This window comes from Actinopolyspora xinjiangensis (assembly GCF_900104475.1).
GTDB lineage: Bacteria > Actinomycetota > Actinomycetes > Mycobacteriales > Pseudonocardiaceae > Actinopolyspora > Actinopolyspora xinjiangensis.
Genome location: NZ_FNJR01000016.1, coordinates 1 through 18,343, shown reverse-complemented (window position 1 = coordinate 18,343; position 18,343 = coordinate 1). Strand labels below are relative to the sequence as shown.

At 67.5% G+C, this 18,343-nt stretch carries 14 protein-coding genes; 11 read left to right on the top strand and 3 right to left on the bottom strand.

Annotated features, from left to right (window positions below):
• The first annotated feature begins 3 nt into the window (after nucleotides 1–3).
• From BLQ75_RS20345 to BLQ75_RS20305, 9 genes are all read left to right on the top strand, one after another.
• Nucleotides 4–1,233 (top strand): FAD-dependent oxidoreductase, encoded by a 1,230-nt coding sequence (locus BLQ75_RS20345; RefSeq protein WP_092604289.1) that lies wholly within the window; start codon nucleotides 4–6, stop codon nucleotides 1,231–1,233.
• Nucleotides 1,230–2,759 carry a sugar transferase gene (locus tag BLQ75_RS20340; protein ID WP_092604288.1) on the top strand — a complete coding sequence of 510 codons (1,530 nt, stop codon included), beginning with the start codon at nucleotides 1,230–1,232 and terminating at the stop codon, nucleotides 2,757–2,759. The genes BLQ75_RS20345 and BLQ75_RS20340 overlap by 4 nt, the downstream gene beginning before the upstream one ends.
• Nucleotides 2,680–3,834 (top strand): glycosyltransferase, encoded by a 1,155-nt coding sequence (locus BLQ75_RS20335; RefSeq protein ID WP_425286475.1) that lies wholly within the window; start codon nucleotides 2,680–2,682, stop codon nucleotides 3,832–3,834. The genes BLQ75_RS20340 and BLQ75_RS20335 overlap by 80 nt, the downstream gene beginning before the upstream one ends.
• Nucleotides 3,831–4,838: an NAD-dependent epimerase/dehydratase family protein gene (locus tag BLQ75_RS20330; RefSeq protein ID WP_092604286.1), complete on the top strand. Its 1,008-nt coding sequence runs from the start codon at nucleotides 3,831–3,833 to the stop codon at nucleotides 4,836–4,838. Before BLQ75_RS20335 ends, BLQ75_RS20330 begins: the two co-directional genes overlap by 4 nt.
• Before the next feature lie 21 nt (nucleotides 4,839–4,859).
• A complete protein-coding gene (locus BLQ75_RS20325) occupies nucleotides 4,860–6,011 on the top strand; it encodes a glycosyl hydrolase family 18 protein (protein WP_092604285.1) in 1,152 nt (383 codons plus the stop codon).
• Nucleotides 6,012–6,099: 88 nt separating this feature from the next.
• Nucleotides 6,100–7,527, top strand: a complete 1,428-nt coding sequence (locus tag BLQ75_RS20320; RefSeq protein ID WP_092604284.1) for a glycosyltransferase family 2 protein — start codon at nucleotides 6,100–6,102, stop codon at nucleotides 7,525–7,527.
• Between the two features lie 129 nt (nucleotides 7,528–7,656).
• Entirely contained in the window at nucleotides 7,657–8,355 is a 699-nt protein-coding gene (locus BLQ75_RS20315; RefSeq protein ID WP_092604283.1) for a response regulator transcription factor, read from the top strand.
• Nucleotides 8,352–9,482 (top strand): glycosyltransferase family 4 protein, encoded by a 1,131-nt coding sequence (locus BLQ75_RS20310; protein WP_092604282.1) that lies wholly within the window; start codon nucleotides 8,352–8,354, stop codon nucleotides 9,480–9,482. Before BLQ75_RS20315 ends, BLQ75_RS20310 begins: the two co-directional genes overlap by 4 nt.
• Nucleotides 9,483–9,743: 261 nt before the next feature.
• Nucleotides 9,744–10,412: a response regulator transcription factor gene (locus BLQ75_RS20305; RefSeq protein ID WP_092604281.1), complete on the top strand. Its 669-nt coding sequence runs from the start codon at nucleotides 9,744–9,746 to the stop codon at nucleotides 10,410–10,412.
• 362 nt (nucleotides 10,413–10,774) lie between these two features.
• On the opposite strand, the gene BLQ75_RS23635 is transcribed toward BLQ75_RS20305, so the two are convergent.
• The 3 genes from BLQ75_RS23635 to BLQ75_RS20295 all read right to left on the bottom strand — a co-directional run bounded on the left by BLQ75_RS23635 (nucleotide 10,775) and on the right by BLQ75_RS20295 (nucleotide 15,148).
• Nucleotides 10,775–10,942 (bottom strand): hypothetical protein, encoded by a 168-nt coding sequence (locus BLQ75_RS23635; protein ID WP_170837597.1) that lies wholly within the window; start codon nucleotides 10,940–10,942, stop codon nucleotides 10,775–10,777.
• A 1,064-nt stretch (nucleotides 10,943–12,006) separates the two neighbouring features.
• Nucleotides 12,007–13,077, bottom strand: coding sequence for an aldose 1-epimerase family protein (locus tag BLQ75_RS20300; protein WP_092604280.1), 1,071 nt, complete (start codon nucleotides 13,075–13,077; stop codon nucleotides 12,007–12,009).
• A 217-nt stretch (nucleotides 13,078–13,294) separates the two neighbouring features.
• Nucleotides 13,295–15,148, bottom strand: a complete 1,854-nt coding sequence (locus BLQ75_RS20295) for a glycoside hydrolase family 2 protein (protein ID WP_092604279.1) — start codon at nucleotides 15,146–15,148, stop codon at nucleotides 13,295–13,297.
• A 1,291-nt stretch (nucleotides 15,149–16,439) separates the two neighbouring features.
• On the opposite strand from BLQ75_RS20295, the gene BLQ75_RS20290 reads away from it, so the two are divergent.
• Both BLQ75_RS20290 and BLQ75_RS20285 read left to right on the top strand, forming a co-directional pair.
• On the top strand, nucleotides 16,440–18,137 hold the full coding sequence (locus tag BLQ75_RS20290) for a glycine/sarcosine N-methyltransferase (RefSeq protein ID WP_092604278.1): 1,698 nt from the start codon (nucleotides 16,440–16,442) through the stop codon (nucleotides 18,135–18,137).
• Nucleotides 18,138–18,203: 66 nt separating this feature from the next.
• The coding region (locus BLQ75_RS20285; RefSeq protein ID WP_244515809.1) for an S-adenosylmethionine synthetase N-terminal domain-containing protein at nucleotides 18,204–18,343 on the top strand (140 nt) is incomplete at its 3' end.

The window sequence follows — 18,343 nt, the reverse complement described above, 5'->3', positions numbered from 1 at the left end:
ACGATGAACGAAACAGTCGACGTCGCCATTGTCGGAGCGGGTCCGTACGGACTGTCGCTGGCGGCCCACCTGCGAGCGGCCGGCGTGAGCCACCGGCAGTTCGGCGTGCCGCTCAACCTGTGGCGCACCGCCATGCCACGGGGGATGTACCTCAAGTCGCAGGGATTCGCCTGCAGCCTCTCGGACCCCCACGCCAGTCACACGCTCGAGAAGTTCTGCCGGGAAACGGGGCGGGCCTATGCCGACATCGGGATCCCGGTCTCGCTGGACACCTTCCTGGAGTACGGGACCTGGTTCGAGCGCAACCAGGCACCCGACGTGGAACAGGTGCTGGTCGACGACGTCCGCCGAGTCGGTGATCGCTACGAGCTCGAGCTGACCGACGGCAGGAGTGCCACCGCCCGGAACGTCGTGATCGCCACCGGGGTGGAGCACTTCGCCCGGGTGCCCGACGTGCTGGCCCAGCTACCCGCCCACCTGGCATCGCACAGCAGCGCGCACGTGGACCTGGGGGTCTTCCGCGACCGCGAGGTGGCCGTCGTCGGGTCCGGACAGTCCGCACTGGAAACCGCCGCCCTGCTGCGCGAGTCCGGGGCCTCGGTCCGGATCATCGCCCGTTCGGGGCGCATCGTGTGGAACGGTCTGCCTCCCACCGAGGACAGGTCACTGCGCCGGAGACTCCGTGAACCCGAGGCCGGACTCGGTACCGGCTGGGCGACGTGGTTCTACTCCGAACACCCCGAGCTGTTCCGCAGGCTGCCGGTGGCGACGAGGGTGAGGCTGGCCCGTACGGCGCTGGGTCCCGCCGGGGCCTGGTGGCTGCGGGATCGCGTGGACGGACGCATCCCGATGCTGCTGGAGCGGCAGCTGGACTGGGCCGACCCGACGGGGGACCGGGTGCGACTGGGACTGCGTCGCGGCGGGGAGACCTCCACGCTTTCGCTGGATCACGTCATCAGCGCCACCGGCTATCGGCCGGACCTGGGACGGTTGCCTTTCCTGGCCCCCGAGCTGCGCGGCAGGGTGGGCACGCTGGACCGCGCACCGAGGGTCGACGCCGCTTACCAGTCCACCGTGCCGGGGCTGTTCTTCGTCGGACCCGCCGTCGCCGCCACGTTCGGTCCGGTCATGCGGTTCGTCTACGGCGCCGACCACGCGGCGCGGGCCGTGACGGGCCGGGTCGCTCCCGCCAGGGAACGTCGCGCGTTCGCGCTGCCGGGGGTGGGCAGATGAACTGGCAGCAGGTCCGCGAACCGCACCGGTCGGTGCCCCTGCCGCGGGAGCCAGCTTCGTGGGGGACGCGCCGTCCCGGCGGGTCCGCCGAGCTCTCGGCGGGATCAGGAGTGGCGGCAGTGCCGTCCGGTAGCTGGACGCCGTCGCTGCTCACCTGGCTGTTCCCCTCGGCCGACCTGCTCGTGCTCTGCGTGGTGGCGTTCGCGCTGGGTTTTCCCGGCCCCGCCGCCGCGATCTACGTGCCCGCCGTGCTGCTGGTGCTGGCCGTTCGCGGAGCACAGCGGCTCCCGCTGTGCGGGCGGGTCTCCGACCGGGTCGGAAGCCTGGTCGCCGCGTCGGGGCTGCCTCTGCTGATGTTGCTCGCCTGGGTACCGGCATCCCGGGTGCTGCTGCTGGGAGGCTGCTCGGCGGCCGGTCTGCTGCTCGGCAGGCTGTTGACCGTGGTGGTGCTGCGTCACGCGCGCGGAAGGGGGAGGCTGGTCGAGTCGGTGGTGATCGTCGGGCGTGACGGCGCCGCACGGGACCTGGCCCGCGCCTTGGCGGAACACCGCGTCCCGGGGCTGCGGTTCGTGGGATTCCTCGACCACCGCGGCCCGGCGGAGACGCCGGGGGAAGAGGTGCTGGCGGCACCGGCGGAGCTGGCCGAGGTCGTCCGGAGGTACCGCGTGACCCGCGTGCTGCTGTGCTGCACCGACGAGACGAGTCCCGGCATCACCGAGGTGGTGCGTCGCTGTCGTTCCCCGAAGATCGATATCTGCGTCCTGCCCCGGTTGCCCGGGTTGGGACTCGCCGCGTCGCGGACCTCGATGGACGAAGTGTGGGGGACACCGCTGCTACCGCTGCGTCAGGGGGCGGGCGCGGCCGGGGGACGTCTCGCCAAGCGGACGTTCGACCTGCTGCTCGCGCCGGTGCTGGCGCTGCTGGCGCTGCCGGTGCTGCTGCCGCTGAGCCTCGCGGTGCGTTCGCGGAACCCGGCCGCGTTCTTCCGGCAGGAGCGGATCACCAGAGCAGGTGCTCTTACCCGCGTGACAAAACTACGTACCGTGACTGATAGTGGGCACGATGCCTGGACGCCGCCCCCTCATCAGTGCGATCGCCTGGGTAACTGGCTACGCGGCAATCATCTCGACGAGTTACCACAGTTCTGGAACGTGCTGCGGGGCGAGATGTCCCTGGTGGGACCGCGTCCCGAACGGCCGTACTACGCGGTGCGGTTCGCCGCCGCGATCCCGGGCTACGCGGACCGGCACCGCGTCGCGGGAGGTCTCACCGGCTGGGCGCAGGTCCACGGGCTGCACGGTGACACCTCGATCGTCGAGCGGGCCCGTTTCGACAACCAGTACGTCGAGTACTGGTCACCGTGGCTGGATCTGGTGATCCTCGTGCGCACGGCCGGTGTCGTGCTCACGGGAGTTCTCGGATCCCGGCACAACCGGCAAGGGGGGAATGGTGCGAGTCCTACACGTGATCACCGGTCTGGGAATAGGCGGAGCCGAGCTGCAACTCCACGAGCTGGTACGTCGTAGCGGGCACGACTGCGAGGTCGCGACCCTGTACAACGCGGGCGAGGTCGCGAAGATGATCTCCGAGGCGGGGATCGCGGTCCACGACCTCGGCATGAGCAGCAACACCGAGCTGGGTGCGCTGTTCCGGCTTCGCTCCCTGATGCGCGACGGCGGGTTCGACGCCGTGCACACCCACCTCTACCGATCCTGCGTCTATGGGCGCGTCGCGGCGCGGCTGGCCGGGGTTCCCGTGGTGGTCGCCAGTGAGCACTCCATCGGCGAGACCCACCTCGAACGCAGGCGCATGACCACGGGCGTGCGAATGCTGTACCTGGGCAGCGACCTGTTCTCCGACACCACGATCGCGGTCTCGGACACCGTGGCCACCCGGTTGCGCCGTTGGGGAGTCCCGGAGCGCAAGCTCCGTGTCATTCCGAACGGGCTCGACTTCGACAGGGTGGCCTTCGACCCGGCCGCCCGTGCGCGGACCAGGGAGGAACTCGGCCTCTCCGAACGGCACCGGGTGGTGGGGGCGCTCGGCAGGCTCGACCCGAACAAGCGGTTCGACCTGCTGATCGAGTCCGCCGCGCCGCTGCTGGACGAGGGGACCCGGCTGCTGCTGGTGGGCGACGGTCCCGATCGGCAGCGGCTGGAGGAGCTGGCCGCGGCCCACGGGGTCTCGGGCCGCGTGATCTTCGCGGGCAAGCGCAGTGACGTGGCCGCTGTGCTGTCCGCGCTGGATCTTTTCGTCGCCTGCTCCAAGCAGGAGACCTTCGGGTTGTCCGTGCTGGAGGCCCTGGCCAACGGCCTGGTGGCGCTCTACACCACGTGCCCGGCACTGGACGGTGTGGACACCGACCGCGCGCTCGAGGTTGCGGGCGAGGTCGGTTCGCTGCGTACCGCTCTGCGGGGTGAGCTGGCCGCCGCCCGACCTCGGGCTCAGGTCCCCGCGTTGCGGGAGCTCTACGGTATGGACGCGGTGACCGAACGCATCGACCAGCTCTACGAGGATCTGCTGGCCGCTCGGCGCGGCGGACGACGTGCTCGGCAGCGCGGAACCCTGGAGGACACCGCCGGTTCGGGGGTGAAGCGATGAGAGCGCTGGTCACCGGAGCCGCGGGTTTCGTGGGCTCGCACCTGGTACGACACCTGCTCGCCGCAGGGGAGACGGTCGTGGGTCTGGACGACGGCAGTACCGGCGACTGGGAGAACCTGGCCGGCGTGGCCCGGCACGAACGGCTGCGCCTGGTTCGGGGCAGCGTCGTCGAGCAGGACACGGTGGAGCGTGCCGCCGAGGGCTGCGACGTGGTGTTTCACCTGGCCGCGGCGGTCGGTGCCTTCGTGATCCGCGACCGCACCCTGGAAAGCCTGCTCACCAACATCCACGGCACCCACCAGGTGCTGCGGGCCGCCCACCGGAACCGCAGCCGCGTGCTGATCGCTTCCACCAGCGAGATCTACGGCAAGAACGACAAGATCGGCCTCACCGAGGAGGACGACAGGATCGTGGGTTCGCCGTTGAAGTCCCGGTGGTCCTATTCGGAAGCCAAGGCCGTCGACGAGAGCATGACCAGGTCCTACGTCGACGAACAGGGCCTGTGGGCCGTCATCGTGCGGTTGTTCAACACGGTCGGGCCCGGACAGAGCGGTCGTTACGGCATGGTGTTGCCACGTTTCGTGTCCATGGCGCTTCGCGGGCATCCGCTGACGGTGTTCGGAACCGGCGAGCAGATTCGGTGCTTCTGCCACGTGGACGACGTGGTTCCCGCGCTGGCCGCCCTGGTGCGCAGCGAGCCCGCCCGAGGCCGTGCGGTGAACCTCGGCAGCACCGAACAGGTGTCGATCGAGGAGCTGGCCCGCCGCGTGATCGCGACCACCGGTTCACCCAGCGACATCGTGCACCGTCCCTACGAGGCGGTGTACGGATCCGGCTACGAGGACATGCTGCGTCGGGTTCCCGACTGTTCACTGGCAAGGGAACTGGTCGGTTTCCGCCCCGAACACGACCTGGACTCGATCATCAGGTCGATCGTGGACGAGCACACCCGCGCGGACAGGAGCGGCACCACCGTGGCGTCCGGCCGGACGGACACCGGCTGAGACGAGGATGGGGGCACGCTCATGCGTGAGAAACCCGGAGCCCGGCGACGGTTCACCCCGTTCGGAGCCAGGACGCGGCGCCTCGCCCTGGCGGCCGGCGCGACGGTGCTCTGTCTGGCGTTGGTGCTGGTGGTGCTTTCCGTGCGACCCGATCCCGTCCCGCGTCCCGCCTCCGAGTCCAGGGAGGTGGTGGCAGCCCTGCCGTTCTGGAACTTCGAGGACGGCACCTCGGCGCTGATGAGTCATACCGAGGCGTTCACCGAGGTATCGCCCTGGATGTACGGACTCGACCCGGCGGGACGTGTCGTCAGCCAGATCCCGTCCGACCGAGCGGGCCGGACCCGCGCGGCCATGAACTCCCTGCGCGGCACGGAGCTGCGGTTCACTCCCAGCATCGCGAACATGACTCACGGTGCCTGGTCCTACGACTCGGTCGCGCCCCTGCTGCACGACCCCGAACGACGGAAGCGGCACGTGCGCGAGATCGTCGATCTCGTACTGTCCAACGACTACGCGGGCATCGACATCGACTACGAGGAACTCCGGGCCGAGGACCGCGAGGAGTTCACCGCACTGGTCCGGGAACTGGCCGATGCCCTGCACGCCCACGACAGAACCCTGTCGGTGGCGCTGTTCGCCAAGGCCAGCGAACGCGGTTACGACGAACGCAACGCCGCGCAGGACTACGCGGCCATCGGTCGTGCCGCCGACCAGGTACGCCTGATGGGATACGACCGGCACTGGTCGACCTCCCCGCCGGGACCCGTGGCACCGGTGGACTGGATCCGAGACGTACTCGCCTACGCGCGCGGAACGATACCCCCCGACAAGATCGTGCTCGGTGTCCCGCTCTACGGCTATGACTGGTCGGAGGGAAAAGGGCAACCGGTGACCTGGGGTGAGGCCACGCGCATCGCACAACGGCACGACGTACGCGTCAGGTTCGACGAGGACAGCCGGAGCCCGTGGTTTGCCTACACCGATTCGGACGGGACGCGGCACGAGGTGTGGTTCGAGAACGCGGCCAGTTCGCGAGCCAAGTTCGAGGTTGCCGACCGGGCCGGCATCGGCGGTGTCTACCTGTGGATGTACGGCCCAGCCGATCCCGCCACCTGGCCACGACTCCGCGAGAGCTTTCCGGTGGCGCGCCGTTCCGGCAGGCGGCGGGGATGACGACGGTCCGTGCGATCCCGTGCGCACCGCTCGGGTCGGGCCCGGGCCGAGCGGGTCGGCACCGTCGGGGCACTGAGGAGGTGACCAGGTGGTTCCGTGGTGGCTTGTAGCCGTGCTGGTTTTCGGGACGAACTTCATCCTCTGGGGAGGTGTGGGGTTGCTCCGGGCTACCGCGACGAGCTGCGCCGCCGCGTACCGCCGGACGCGGCGGTGGTCGCGGCGCCGGCACCTCTTCCTCACGCGACGCCCGGTGCGGGGATTCGGGTGCTTTCCCACTGACACCGAGCTCGCCGGGGGGTCTCCGGCGGCCGAAGCCCCGTTCGGCACCGACCGTGTCGCGGTGCTCATGGCCGCCCACAACGAGGAGCTCGTGATCACCGAAAGCCTGGAGTCGGTCACCGAGCTCGTCCCGCCGGGCAATGTGCACGTGGTCTCGGACGGTTCGACGGACCGCACCGTCGAACTCGCGGAGCGTGCGGGAGTGAACGTGATCAGTACCTGGAGCAACGTGGGCAAGGCCGGGGCGCTGCGGCAGGCGATCGAACGTTTCCGGCTCGTCGAACGCTATCCGGCCGTGCTGCTGCTGGACGCCGACACCCGGCTCGACAGGAACTACTTCCGGGCGGCGCTGCCGTTGTTCACCGACCCCGGGATCGTCGCGGTCGCCGGTTTCGTGCGCACCGACTGGGATCGGCAGGGGATGTCCTGGTTGGGCAAGTTGCTGGTCTGCCACAGACAGCGGATCTACGCGCTGGGCCAGTACCTGCTCAAATTCGGACAGACGTGGCCCAAGTGCAACGCCACGCACATCGTCCCCGGTTTCGCCAGCATGTACCGCACCTCCGTGCTGCCGCACATCGAGATGAACCCACCGGGGCTGGTCATAGAGGACTTCAACATGACCTTCGAGGTGTACCAGAAGCGTCTCGGCAAAGTCGGTTTCACTCCTGCCGCGGTGGCGGTGACCCAGGACCCCGACAACCTGCGCGACTACGTCCGCCAGACCAGGCGCTGGGCGCTGGGCTGGTGGCAGACCGTGCGCAGACACCGGCCCAGGGCCAACCTGTTCACCTGCATGGTCTCGCTGTTGTTGCTCGAACTGCTGACCAGCAGCCTGCTGATGGTCGCGCTGCCGTTGGTTCTCGTGGTGCTGCTGCTTCCGCTGCTGGTCCCGGCCACGGCCGAGCTGCTGGTGTTGGGCCCACTGCACGAGGCCCTGTCGACGTACGTGAGTCTCTTCTCGCTGCTGTTCGGGGTGGTGGCGGTGGATCTGCTGCTGACCCTGTTGGTGGCGGTGGCGCAGCGCAGGGCCAGGTTCCTCGCTTTCGGTGCGTTCTTCCTCGCGTTGCGTTTTCTGGACGCCGCGCTGTCGCTGTACACCCTGCCGATGGCCTGGCTGACCAGGTCCACGGGACGCTGGCGAAGCCCGGGGCGCCGCGCGCGGGGGGCGGAGCCGGTGGAGTCGGCCCCCTCGACCGAGCCCGACGCGACCACCTCGGGTGGCTCCGGTGGCTGACCGGTTCTCGCTCTCCGGAGCACTCGCGCGGAACACGTCACGACGCGGCTCCGCGCTGCGTGGTGCGCGGAGCTGCTGGAGAATCCGCCGGTATGGGGCGGTAGTAGCGTTCGTCGTTCTGGGGGGATCATGCTGCGCCTGTTGCTCGTGGGCGAACAGCGCATGTTCGTCGAGGCTCTCTCGCAGTACCTGTGTACCGAGCCGGACCTGTGGGTGGCCGACAGCGCCGATCGCGCCGACGCGGAGCTGGTCGAGCGGATCAGCAGAGCCAGACCGGAGGTGATGGTGATCGATCTCGCGGTGCTGGGCGACCGTGTTCACGAAGCGTTACGAAGACTCGACGAGAGCTGTCCCCCGGTCCGGATCGTGGTGCTGGCCTCCACGGCCAGTCCGGAGCTCGCAGTTGAGGCGGCGCGCGCGGGGACGGCCGCCTGGCTGCCCAAGGAGCGCGGGGTCACCGAGCTGGTCGGGATCATCAGGGACGTCGCTCGGGGAAACGCCTGGTATCCCCCTGAAGTGCTCGGTACCGTGTTGCGCGCCCTGCGTCAGGACATCCGGCTCGCGGACACCCGGAATGACGACCCGCTGGCGGCTCTCAGCCAACGCGAGCGGGAAGTGCTGGCGGCCATGGCGGAAGGCAAGCGCGGTTGGCAGATAGCCGCCGAGCTGTTCATCTCGGTTCAGACGGTTCGCAAGCACACCAGGGGCATCCTCACCAAGCTCAACGTGCACAGCCAGCTCGAAGCGGTGATGCTCGCCCGGTCGGCGGGCTCGCTGCCCGAGCCCTCGGGCGCCACCGTACGTGCGTTGCCCCGAAAGACGGTATGAGTGCTTCCCCGCGAGTGGCCACCGTCATCACGCGGTTGGAAGGTGGGGCAGGGGTGGTGGTGCTGCGGTGCGCGGTCGCGTTGCGAGAGGACTCGTGCTCCGTCACCCTCGTCACCGGCGCTCACGGGCCACTGGTGCGACGCGCGCAGCGTGCCGGGGTCGAAGTCGTCGTGGAACCGGCGCTGCGCAAGCCGATCACGCCCTGGTGGGACCTGCTCGCGTTGTTCCGGCTCGTCGTGCTGTTCTCCCGCGGCGGGTTCGACGTCGTCCACACGCACACCGCCAAGGCGGGGGCGCTCGGGAGGATGGCCGCACGACTGTCGGCCGTCCCGCGAGTGGTGCACACCTACCACGGGTTCCCGTTCCACCGGTTCCAGCGGTGGGGAAAGCGGCGCTGCTACGTGGCTGTCGAACGCCTGCTGGGCAGGGTCACCGACAATGTGCTGTGCGTGGGGGACGGGGTGGCGGGGGAGGCCGTCCGGCGTCGTCTGGCGTCCCCGAACCGGATCCGAGCGGTCGGAGTACCGGTCCCGCTCGACGCCCCGCTCGCCGACACCGGGAATCGGCGACGTGCCCGTCGCGAACTCGGTGTCGACGAGGACTGCCTGCTCGTGGGTGCGGTCGGCAGGCTGACCTACCAGAAGGCCCCCGAGGACCTCGTCGACGCGCTGGCCAGATTGCCGCGTCGGGACTTCCGAGGGGTCTGGATCGGTACGGGGGAACGTGAACGAGAGGTCGAGCGGTTGGCACGAGACAGGCTCGGTGACCGTTTCGTGTTGGCGGGCCAGCGTTCGGACGTCATCGAGCTGCTTCCCGCGCTCGACGTGTTCGTGCTGCCCAGCAGGTACGAGGGACTGCCACTTGCGGTCATCGAGGCGATGCTGTGCGGCCTGCCGGTCGTGGCCACGGCCGTCAACGCCGTTCCCGACCTCGTCGCGACGGGACGGACCGGCGTGCTGGTGCCGCCTCGGCGTCCGGACCTACTGGCCGAAGCGGTCGCCGCACTGCTCGACGACCCCGCCAAGCGCACCAGGATGGGACGCGCGGGCCATCGCCGAGTCGAACGTGACAGGTTCGGCATCGACGCCGTGCTGGGCGAGCTGCGCTCCGTGTACCTCGGGGAATGAATGGCCACTACTCTTTGCTGTGTCAATGCGACAGCACGTGCGTGCTGCCGGTGGGGCGGGTATAACACCAGTGTGGCGAGTGTCGCGCTTTTTCGAGCACGACCTGACGAGAGGCGTTCCGGACCCCGCCGAACGGGACTCCCGTGGACACGTGGGGGGCGTGTCCGCGTCGTTCGGTTCGAGACCGCGAGGTGTGATCACACTCCGGGGTTGACGGTGCACGGGTCCGGCGGTCTCACGAGTTGGCTACTAGGGGGGACGATGGCTGATCTGGTGCTGGGGGACGATCATGCCGTTTTCGTGGACGCGTTGGTGACCGTGCTCCCACAGCGGGGGCTCAACGTGTTGGACACCGCGGACAGCATCACCGAGACAGTGCGCTGCGTGCGACGCAACAAGCCCGACGTCTGCGTGCTGGAGAGGTTCTTCACCGACGGTGACTCACTGGAACGTATGGACGAGATCGTGGCGGCCGGAGGACCCCGAATGCGCGTGCTGCTGCTCACGGCCGACTCCGACGCCGCGGCCATGCGTCGTGCGATGCGAGCGGGAGCGATCGGTTACGTCACCAAGATGTGCGGAGTCACCGCCCTGGTTGAGGCTGTGGGAAAGGCCGCCATGGGGGAACCGGTCACCAGGCTTCCCCGTTTCCCCGACGGTCGCGCGAGCACCGCGAGCGCGAGGACCGCACGTGCGCCGGCACCGCTGCGGATGTCGCTGACTCCCCGGGAGCACGACTGCCTGCGGCTGCTCGTCGCCGGGGCCCGCACCACCACGATGGCCAACCGACTCGGGGTTTCCAGCACGACGGTGCGAACCCACGTGCAGGCACTACTGAGCAAACTGGGGGTGCATTCCCGACTGGAGGCGGCCACTTTCGCGGTGCGGCACAGCCTGCTGGATCCCCCGGAGGGGGACCCGTCGTGGTAGTGCGTCGTTCGAGCACCTCGTTCGGCCGCGCCGCTGTCGGAGGGAGTGAGACCGAACGAACGGCGAGTCCAACCCGAGGTCCGGTTGACAGACCCGGACGGACGTGAGTACGGATCCCGGGGCGTGCCCCCCGTCCGATTTCCAGGCCCGAGGTCCGGGGACTCCTCCCCGGAGGCTCCGGATCTCGCTTCTCTGGGAAGTGAACTCGTCCTCGGATCGTCTCGGCCACTCCCGAGCGTTAGCGCTCCATGCTACGGGCGGCGGCGCGGAACTCGGACCCCCTCACCCCTTCCGCGCAGCACGGCCGGTGCGCGTTCGTGCGGTGAGGAAAGGTCCCGGCGCCGTACCTCGATCTTTCTCGGTCAGCCGTTGCCACGTCTCGCCGTTCTCGACGTGAGGTAGAACTCGAGCAGGATTTCCATCGCGAGCACGGCGCCGTCGAGAATTCCGCACCACTCCCAGAATACTGCCTGCTGTCTCGGAGTGTTCGCCCCGACGGTGACGACGATGGTGCCGGAACCGCGGCCCATGCTTCCCGTTTTTCCGGGAGCCGCAGCAGATCCGGCGGGAATCCGTTGTGCCTTCTTCCCGTGCGGTAGCACTCGCGGCCGGCGCACACCTCGTTCGCGCAGGACCGGGAGGAGACCACGGTGCCGCTGCGGGAGAGCATAGGCGCGGCCGATGCACGCGAACCATCCACAGGCGCGGGCACGCGATGCGCGGCACTCCGGCACGAGGCCCTTCACGTAACCTCCCGGTTCCTTCGGGTGATCGAGTGCTTTGCCGTGCGGGGTTCCCGGATCCGCTGCTGAGGTCGCGATCACCGGCGCGGCGAAGGTGATGAGGCTCCCCGGTGCCGTGGGGAACGCGCCGTTGACGCTGTAGGCGCCCCTGGAGCAGCTCCAGGACAGTGTTCCTCGGCCAGTGCCCGCTCAGCGGCTCAGCGGGAAGATTCTCGTTTCCCGGAACTCATCGGCGCAACGGTTCTTCGAATGGCACGGCCGACGCGCCCTGGGGCACGTCCCGCTTCGGCAACGGTACCGGTATCCGCCTCGCGTCGAATAAATACCAGAAGTGAGCGGAGAGGAATCGTCGATTCGGCTGGTGCGTTCTTCGCGGTGTCGATTCGTGTCGGGAACCGAATGTCGTACTAGTGGTGTCCAATCGTGAACAGCACGACAGCGAAGAATTGTTTCCGTGCTGTGGGAACAGCGGCGGAGGGCGCTCTCGCCGATTCCACCAAGCGAGTTGATCATCGCTGCCGGTGATCTCAGGGCACCCGGAGCGCCCCGCTGCCCGTTCCAGGCCGTCGGGGGTGGGGGCCGTACTCCCCTGGAAGGCTGATGTGCGACCGGAGCCTTCCTGGAAGTCGGTGGGACGAGACCGAGCTGTGGTCGGGCCGACGGGAGAGGGACCGCGTCGTGGGATCGGTGTCGTCTCCGCTCGGGTGATCTCGCCGTCGGCCCGGGATGCCACGGCGGGATGACTCGACCGCGCGCCCTCCGGGCTATGGGGTGGGCGCGCCGTCGCCGAGCCACCGGCTCACGCACGCCCGTCCGAGTACATCAGCGGGACCGGTGGTGCGTTTCCGGCCTCAGCCGAGCACCCGCAGTCCCCACGTCGCGGTGTGTCGCTGTCCCGGCCGCAGGACGAGCACGGACTCACCCGTCACGAAAGCGTTCGGCGGGCAGGTGTTGGGTTCCACCGTGATCCCCGAACGGGCCGGTTGCGGACGCCGCTCACTGGGAGAGTCGTCGGTGTAGACCTGCAGGTAGCCGTAGGACTCGTCCACCCACAGCAGCACGTCGGGGCCGGGAGTGCCTCCGAATCGGACGGTGGCGTGACCCCACCTGTTCCGGGAAAGGTCGGTGAACGCGGTGTCCATCCTGGTGGAACCTATGGTGCGACCGTCGCGGAAGTCGTACTCGGTGCCCGAGACCGAAGCGGTACCCGTCGGAATGAGCCGGTCGTTGGTACGATAGTAGGTCTTGGCGGGTAACCGGAGATCCATGCCGTCGGTACCGCCCGCTCCGGCCGCTATGTAGGTGTGATTGGCCCAGCCCACAGGGGCCCGGGTGTCGCCGGTGTTCTCGGCGGTGAGGGTGCACCGTGGACCGTGTCGGTCGAGGGTGTACTCGATCAGGAACTCCATCCGGAACGGGTAGCCGTACTGCGGGTGCAGCAGGTACCGCAGTGTCACGCTGTCGGAGCGGTGGCGCACCGGTCCCCACTCGACGAAGTTCATCAGTCCGTGCAGCGCCGACTGCCTGGAAGGTTCGTTGATCGGCACCTGGAACCGCTCTCCGTCGAACTCGTAGGTGCCCTGGTCGATCCGATTGGGCCAGGGCAGGATGGTCTTGCCCTGGAACCCCTCCCCGACATCTTCCGGCGGGTGGGTCAGCAGCATCTCGGTGCCCGCCACCTGCCAGGACAGCAGCGACGCCGCCACTCCGCCCACCACGGCGCGGTGGTGGCCCGAACGGAGTTCGTAGAGCCTGCCGCTGGCGGTCTGCTCGGCACGGTCGTGCAGGGGAGGGCGGTGTCCGTGTCCGGTAGATCGTGCCTCGGCGGTGGCGCCCAGCGCGGCGGTGGCGGCCGTAGTGGTGAGGGTCGTCAACGCGCCGCGCCTGCTCCAGGCACGCTCCGTGAATCCGGCATCGTTCATGGGAGTCCTTTCCTCGTGAATCCTCGTTCCCGCCCCGTGGGCCCGAACTCGTTCTCCGCCGGAATCGCCCCATCGCCTGTGGCGGTGAACCGCTGGACGGCGGAACGCAGTCGCTGGGACCCGCACGGCGTGAGCATCGGGAGACGTCGTTTCCCGGTTCGTCGCGCCGGGTGGATCATGGCACGGCTCGTTCGTCCGGTGTGCGGTGATCAGTGGGTTACGGGGTACCCGCGTCGATGATCGCCTCGTTGTCCGCTCGAACCGAGGCGACATCCGGCTTGGTGATCTTCCTGTCGTAGGTCATCAGACCGTTGACCTCGTTCTCCACGTCGGAGACCTGGGTGTAGATCGCGGCCGAGAGCCCGTTGCGCTCGATCGTGCCGATCAGGGCCTCGCTGAGCTGGCCGTAGCGTTCGGTGAGTAGCGCGGGGCTGTCGATCATCTCGTAGGCGCTCGGTTCACCCGGCCACAGGTGTCCCCGTTCGACGAGGCCGAGACCGCCGTACTCACCGTTGACCGCCGCGCGCTCGGCGGTAGCCTGCGGTGTTCCCGGGCCCACGTAGGTGTGGTCGTCGTAGATGTCGCCCGCCCCGGTGTCCGGCAGTGAGTCGCAGCAGTTCACTCCGCTGGAGGCGTCGACCAGCCTGCTCGGGTCGAGCCGCTCGATCCTCTCTGTGATCCTGGCGGTGTCGAACTCGCCCCAGCCCTCGTTGAACGGGACCCAGGTCACCAGCGAGGTCACGCTGTCGAGCTGGTCGACGATGGTCTTGGTCTCGGCCTCGAAGTTGGTCCGCGCTTCCTCGGCGGGAGCGCCGTTGGTGCCCCCGATCCGGGCCGTCAGGGAGGGCATGTCCTGCCAGACCAGGATGCCCAGCCGATCGGCCCAGTAGTACCAGCGTTTCGGAGCGACCTTGATGTGCTTGCGCAGCATGTTGAAGCCCATCCGTCTGGCCTGCTCGATGTCGTGGCGCATGGCTTCGTCGGTGGGCGGAGTGTGCAACCCGTCGGGCCAGAATCCCTGGTCCAGCATCCCCTGCTGGAACAGGATCTTCCCGTTGAGGGTGATGCGCTGTCTGCCCCGCGAGTCCTCGACCAGCCCTGTCGAGCGCATGCCCGCGTAGCTGTCGACCCGGTCGAGTTCGCGTCCCTCGGCGTCCAGCAGACGCACGGTCAGGTCATAGAGGTAGGGATCGTCGGGGCTCCACGTCCTGGGAGAGGGAACCGGCGCCTCGACCGCCGTCCCCACCTCCGTGGTGGTTGTCGACATCACCTCACCGTTCGGGCGTGAGACCACCGTCTCCACGGCGGCGGCGTCCGGGCCGCTGATCTCCGGCGCGAGGTGGAAGGTCTCCGAGTCCAGGCGTGGCGTGATGTTCAGCTCCGTCAAGTGGGTCCGCGAGACCGGCTCGATCCACACGGTCTGCCAGATCCCGGAGGAACCGGTGTAGAAGATGCCTCCGGGGGTGTCGGTCTGCTTGCCGATCGGATGCTCGCCCCGTTCGTTGATGTCCTCGGCGGCCACCGTGACCTGTTGGCGAGAGCCAGGCCGCAGCGCGTCGGTGACGTCGAGCGTGAACGAGGTGTAACCGCCCCGGTGCGAGCCGACGCGTTCACCGTTGACCCAGACCGTGGCCTCTTGGTCGACGGCGCCGAAGTGCAGCAGGAGCTCGTCGTCGCGCCAGTCCGAAGGCAGCTCGAAACTTCGCCGGTAGAGCATGTGGTCGTCGTGCCGTTGGATGCCGGACAGTCCCGACTCCACCGGGTAGGGGACCAGTATCCGCTCGTCCAATCGCCGCTGCCGGTCCGGAGGAGTGGTCCCGCCCGCGTACGCCCATTCCCCGTTCAGGTTCTTCCACCGGTGTCGTCTCAGTTGAGGGCGGGGGTACTCGGGCAGCGCGTTGTTCGGTCCCACCTGTTCCGTCCACGGGGTGGCCAGCGGCGGCTCGACGGGTTCCCACCTCTTCGCGGGGTGAGCTGCCGCAGCCGGTGCGGCACCCAGCGCGAGCGCGGCGGCCATCGAGAGGGCACCGAGGTGCCGCACCGGCGAGCGGCACGATGGTCGGGGCTGCATCGATCCTCCTCACACGGCATGTGGTGATCCGCGTCCGCGGCGAATACTCAGCCCGTCACAGGCGGGCACATATGGCCACAAATAGCAACACAAACGGACTTGAATCACCATCAGCGAACATTAATGAGCAAGAGCACATCTCACGTCAACACTGGTGCGCCAGATTGCTCCGTCCGACGTAACACTGTGGGTCCGGTGAAGGTCACACCGTCAGTATGTCCCGTGTTCCGTGGCGAGCCGTGCGAGACGCGCCGAGTCGGCAGGCGGTGACGAAAGGTCCTGGCGAAGTGGAGCGGTTGTGGACCGGCGGCAGGCGCGGCCCCTCGTGAGGTCCCCGCGAGCATCGCGGCAGGCGTTGCTTTTCGCGCGACCGCAGGGTGGTGCGGTCTTCCACGTTCGGGCGAGCCGAGACCGGGTGTCGATCCGCCCGGGTTTCTCGGGCTGTCCGCGTGGGGCCCGCTGTCGGAGGCGGGACGCGTCACCTCCGCTCGCTCGGTGCCCGTCGGGGCGCTTTCCCGTGGCCGCACGATCCCCGGACGGCGGAACAAGAATCCAGCACAATCGATTATCCTGATTGTCGACAATAATAAAGTGGAAAAAGGGCCGTTTTCGCGGATCAGGTGAAGCGTGCTCGGCAAGTCGATGAGGTATTGATCATCATTCTTGTCGAAAAATGGCACTGACCTGGGGCGACGGGGCGTTCTAGCTCGTGAGTGGGGTATCACACCTCGGCCGTGGTGGAGGGCGTAACATCCAGAGCCCCGCCGTCGATGGAAGGGGCACAGGGGAATAGAGAATGGGCGCGCCCCGCGGTCGAGTTGTTCATTTCATCGGATCGCACCCTTGCATTGTTCGCGCCGGCTGTGGTATGTGGCGCACGCGCATTATACTGGATCTTTGGCGTGATTGCCTTTGCCGGATCGTGACTCGTGGGTCGAAAAACGGAATTACTCCTGGTGAGGGTGTATTTTTTTACCCAGGGTAACCGCGCGAATCACGCGATCATCCTATTTGTATGATTAGGGTCACAGCTGAATGTGCTTGCATTTCTCGTGAATACGAATAAGTTGGGTTCTCGGCGTACGGAATCTGCGTCGGGATCGGGCGGCAAAGGTGCCGACCGAGTGTGCTGACCGGTGCCAGTGCGCGGCCCGTTTGTCCGGCTGCCCGCACCGGTGCGGTGTGCCCCTTGTGCGAGGTACCCGGCGCGCCCGTGAGGGCTCGGGGCGGCGAATTCGCCGCGGTTCCGAGCGATGCAGTGGCGCTTGACCAACGCGAGTGGGAGCTGAGTATGACCAAGAGCGTGGACGATCTTGCCCGTGGTGACCAGGGGCCGAACGATCAGGACCCGGTGCACCTCGAGGAGCAGGCGTTCGGCGACAATCCGTTGGAAGTACGCGACACTGATCACTACACCCAGGAGTACGTCGGCGGTTTCGTCGACAAGTGGGATGATCTGATCGACTGGAAGGCCCGCTACGAGAGCGAGGGGACCTTCTTCATCGATCAATTGCGTGCGCGCGGTGTCAAGACCGTGCTGGACGCGGCCACCGGGACCGGTTTTCACTCGGTCCGGTTGCTCGAAGAGGGGTTTGAGACCGTCAGCGCGGACGGCAGCCCGCAGATGCTGGCCAAGGCCTTCAGTAACGGACTGGAGTACGGTGGCCACATTCTGCGCGTGGTCAACGCGGACTGGCGCTGGCTCAACCGCGACGTGCACGGCGAATACGACGCGATCATTTGCCTGGGCAACTCCTTTACCCACCTGTTCTCGGAGCGGGACCGCCGCAAGACACTGGCCGAGTTCTACGCGATGCTCAAGCACGACGGTGTTCTGATCATCGATCAGCGTAACTACGATTCCATTCTGGACACCGGTTTCTCCAGCAAGCACACCTATTACTACGCTGGTGAGGACGTCTCCGCCGAGCCGGACCACATCGATGACGGTCTGGCACGGTTCAAGTACACCTTCCCGGACAAGTCCGAATTCTTCCTGAACATGTACCCGCTGCGGAAGGACTACATGCGGCGGCTCATGCGGGAGGTCGGCTTCCAGCGGATTGACACCTACGGTGACTTTCAGGAAACCTACGGTGACACGGAGCCGGACTTCTTCATCCACGTGGCGGAGAAGACCTACCGTACCGAGGACGAGTTCCTGGACATGTACTCCAACGCGGTGCACACCGCGCGGGACTACTACAACTCCGAGGACGCGGACAACTTCTACTATCACGTCTGGGGGGGCAACGACATCCACGTCGGGCTCTACCAGACCCCGCAGGAGGACATCGCCGCCGCGAGCGAGCGCACGGTCCAGCGGATGGCGAGCAAGGTCGACATCGACGCCAACACCACCATCCTGGACCTGGGTGCCGGTTACGGCGGTGCCGCGCGCTACCTGGCGCGCACCTACGGCTGCAAGGTGACCTGCCTCAACCTCAGTGAGGTGGAGAACCAGCGCAACCGTGAGATCAGCCGTGCCGAGGGGCTCGATCACCTAATCGAGGTGGCCGACGGATCGTTCGAGGACATTCCCTACCAGGACAATGCCTTCGACATCGTCTGGTCGCAGGACTCCTTCCTGCACAGCGGTGACCGCACCAGGGTCATGGAGGAGATCTCCAGGGTCCTCAAGCCCAAGGGCTCGGTGCTGTTCACCGATCCTATGGCCGCCGACTCGGCCGACAAGAGTGCTCTCGGGCCGATCCTGGACCGGTTGCACCTGGATTCGCTCGGGTCTCCCGGCTTCTACCGCAAGGAGCTGGCCAGGCTCGGGCTGCAGAACGTCGAGTTCGAGGACCTCAGCGAGTACCTGCCGCTGCACTACGGCCGGGTGCTGGAAGTGCTGGAAAGCCGGGAGAACGAACTCGCCGACTTCATCGGCGAGGAATACCGGACTCGCATGAAGACCGGCCTGCGCAACTGGGTGCAGGGCGGAAATGGCGGGAACCTTGCCTGGGGCATCATCCACGCCAAGGCATGACAGGCCGTCGAGTACGAAGAATAATCGAAGCAACAAGCAGTGAGGTGAAGATCAGCCGTGACTGAGATGAACCGCAGGTTGTTCACCAGTGAGTCCGTGACCGAGGGCCACCCGGACAAGATGGCCGACTCGATCAGTGACGCGATCCTGGACGCGATGCTGGCGCAGGACCCGCGTTCGCGTGTGGCGATGGAGACCATGATCAC

Coding starts and splice junctions, on each gene's coding strand:
- BLQ75_RS20330 (WP_092604286.1), top strand. CDS start 3,831: ATGAGAGCGCTGGTCACCGGAGCCGCGGGTTTCGTGGGCTCGCACCTG.
- BLQ75_RS20290 (WP_092604278.1), top strand. CDS start 16,440: ATGACCAAGAGCGTGGACGATCTTGCCCGTGGTGACCAGGGGCCGAAC.
- BLQ75_RS20345 (WP_092604289.1), top strand. CDS start 4: ATGAACGAAACAGTCGACGTCGCCATTGTCGGAGCGGGTCCGTACGGA.
- BLQ75_RS20315 (WP_092604283.1), top strand. CDS start 7,657: ATGCTGCGCCTGTTGCTCGTGGGCGAACAGCGCATGTTCGTCGAGGCT.
- BLQ75_RS20305 (WP_092604281.1), top strand. CDS start 9,744: ATGGCTGATCTGGTGCTGGGGGACGATCATGCCGTTTTCGTGGACGCG.
- BLQ75_RS20335 (WP_425286475.1), top strand. CDS start 2,680: ATGGTGCGAGTCCTACACGTGATCACCGGTCTGGGAATAGGCGGAGCC.
- BLQ75_RS20310 (WP_092604282.1), top strand. CDS start 8,352: ATGAGTGCTTCCCCGCGAGTGGCCACCGTCATCACGCGGTTGGAAGGT.
- BLQ75_RS20300 (WP_092604280.1), bottom strand. CDS start 13,077: ATGAACGATGCCGGATTCACGGAGCGTGCCTGGAGCAGGCGCGGCGCG.
- BLQ75_RS20325 (WP_092604285.1), top strand. CDS start 4,860: ATGCGTGAGAAACCCGGAGCCCGGCGACGGTTCACCCCGTTCGGAGCC.
- BLQ75_RS23635 (WP_170837597.1), bottom strand. CDS start 10,942: ATGGGCCGCGGTTCCGGCACCATCGTCGTCACCGTCGGGGCGAACACT.
- BLQ75_RS20340 (WP_092604288.1), top strand. CDS start 1,230: ATGAACTGGCAGCAGGTCCGCGAACCGCACCGGTCGGTGCCCCTGCCG.
- BLQ75_RS20295 (WP_092604279.1), bottom strand. CDS start 15,148: ATGCAGCCCCGACCATCGTGCCGCTCGCCGGTGCGGCACCTCGGTGCC.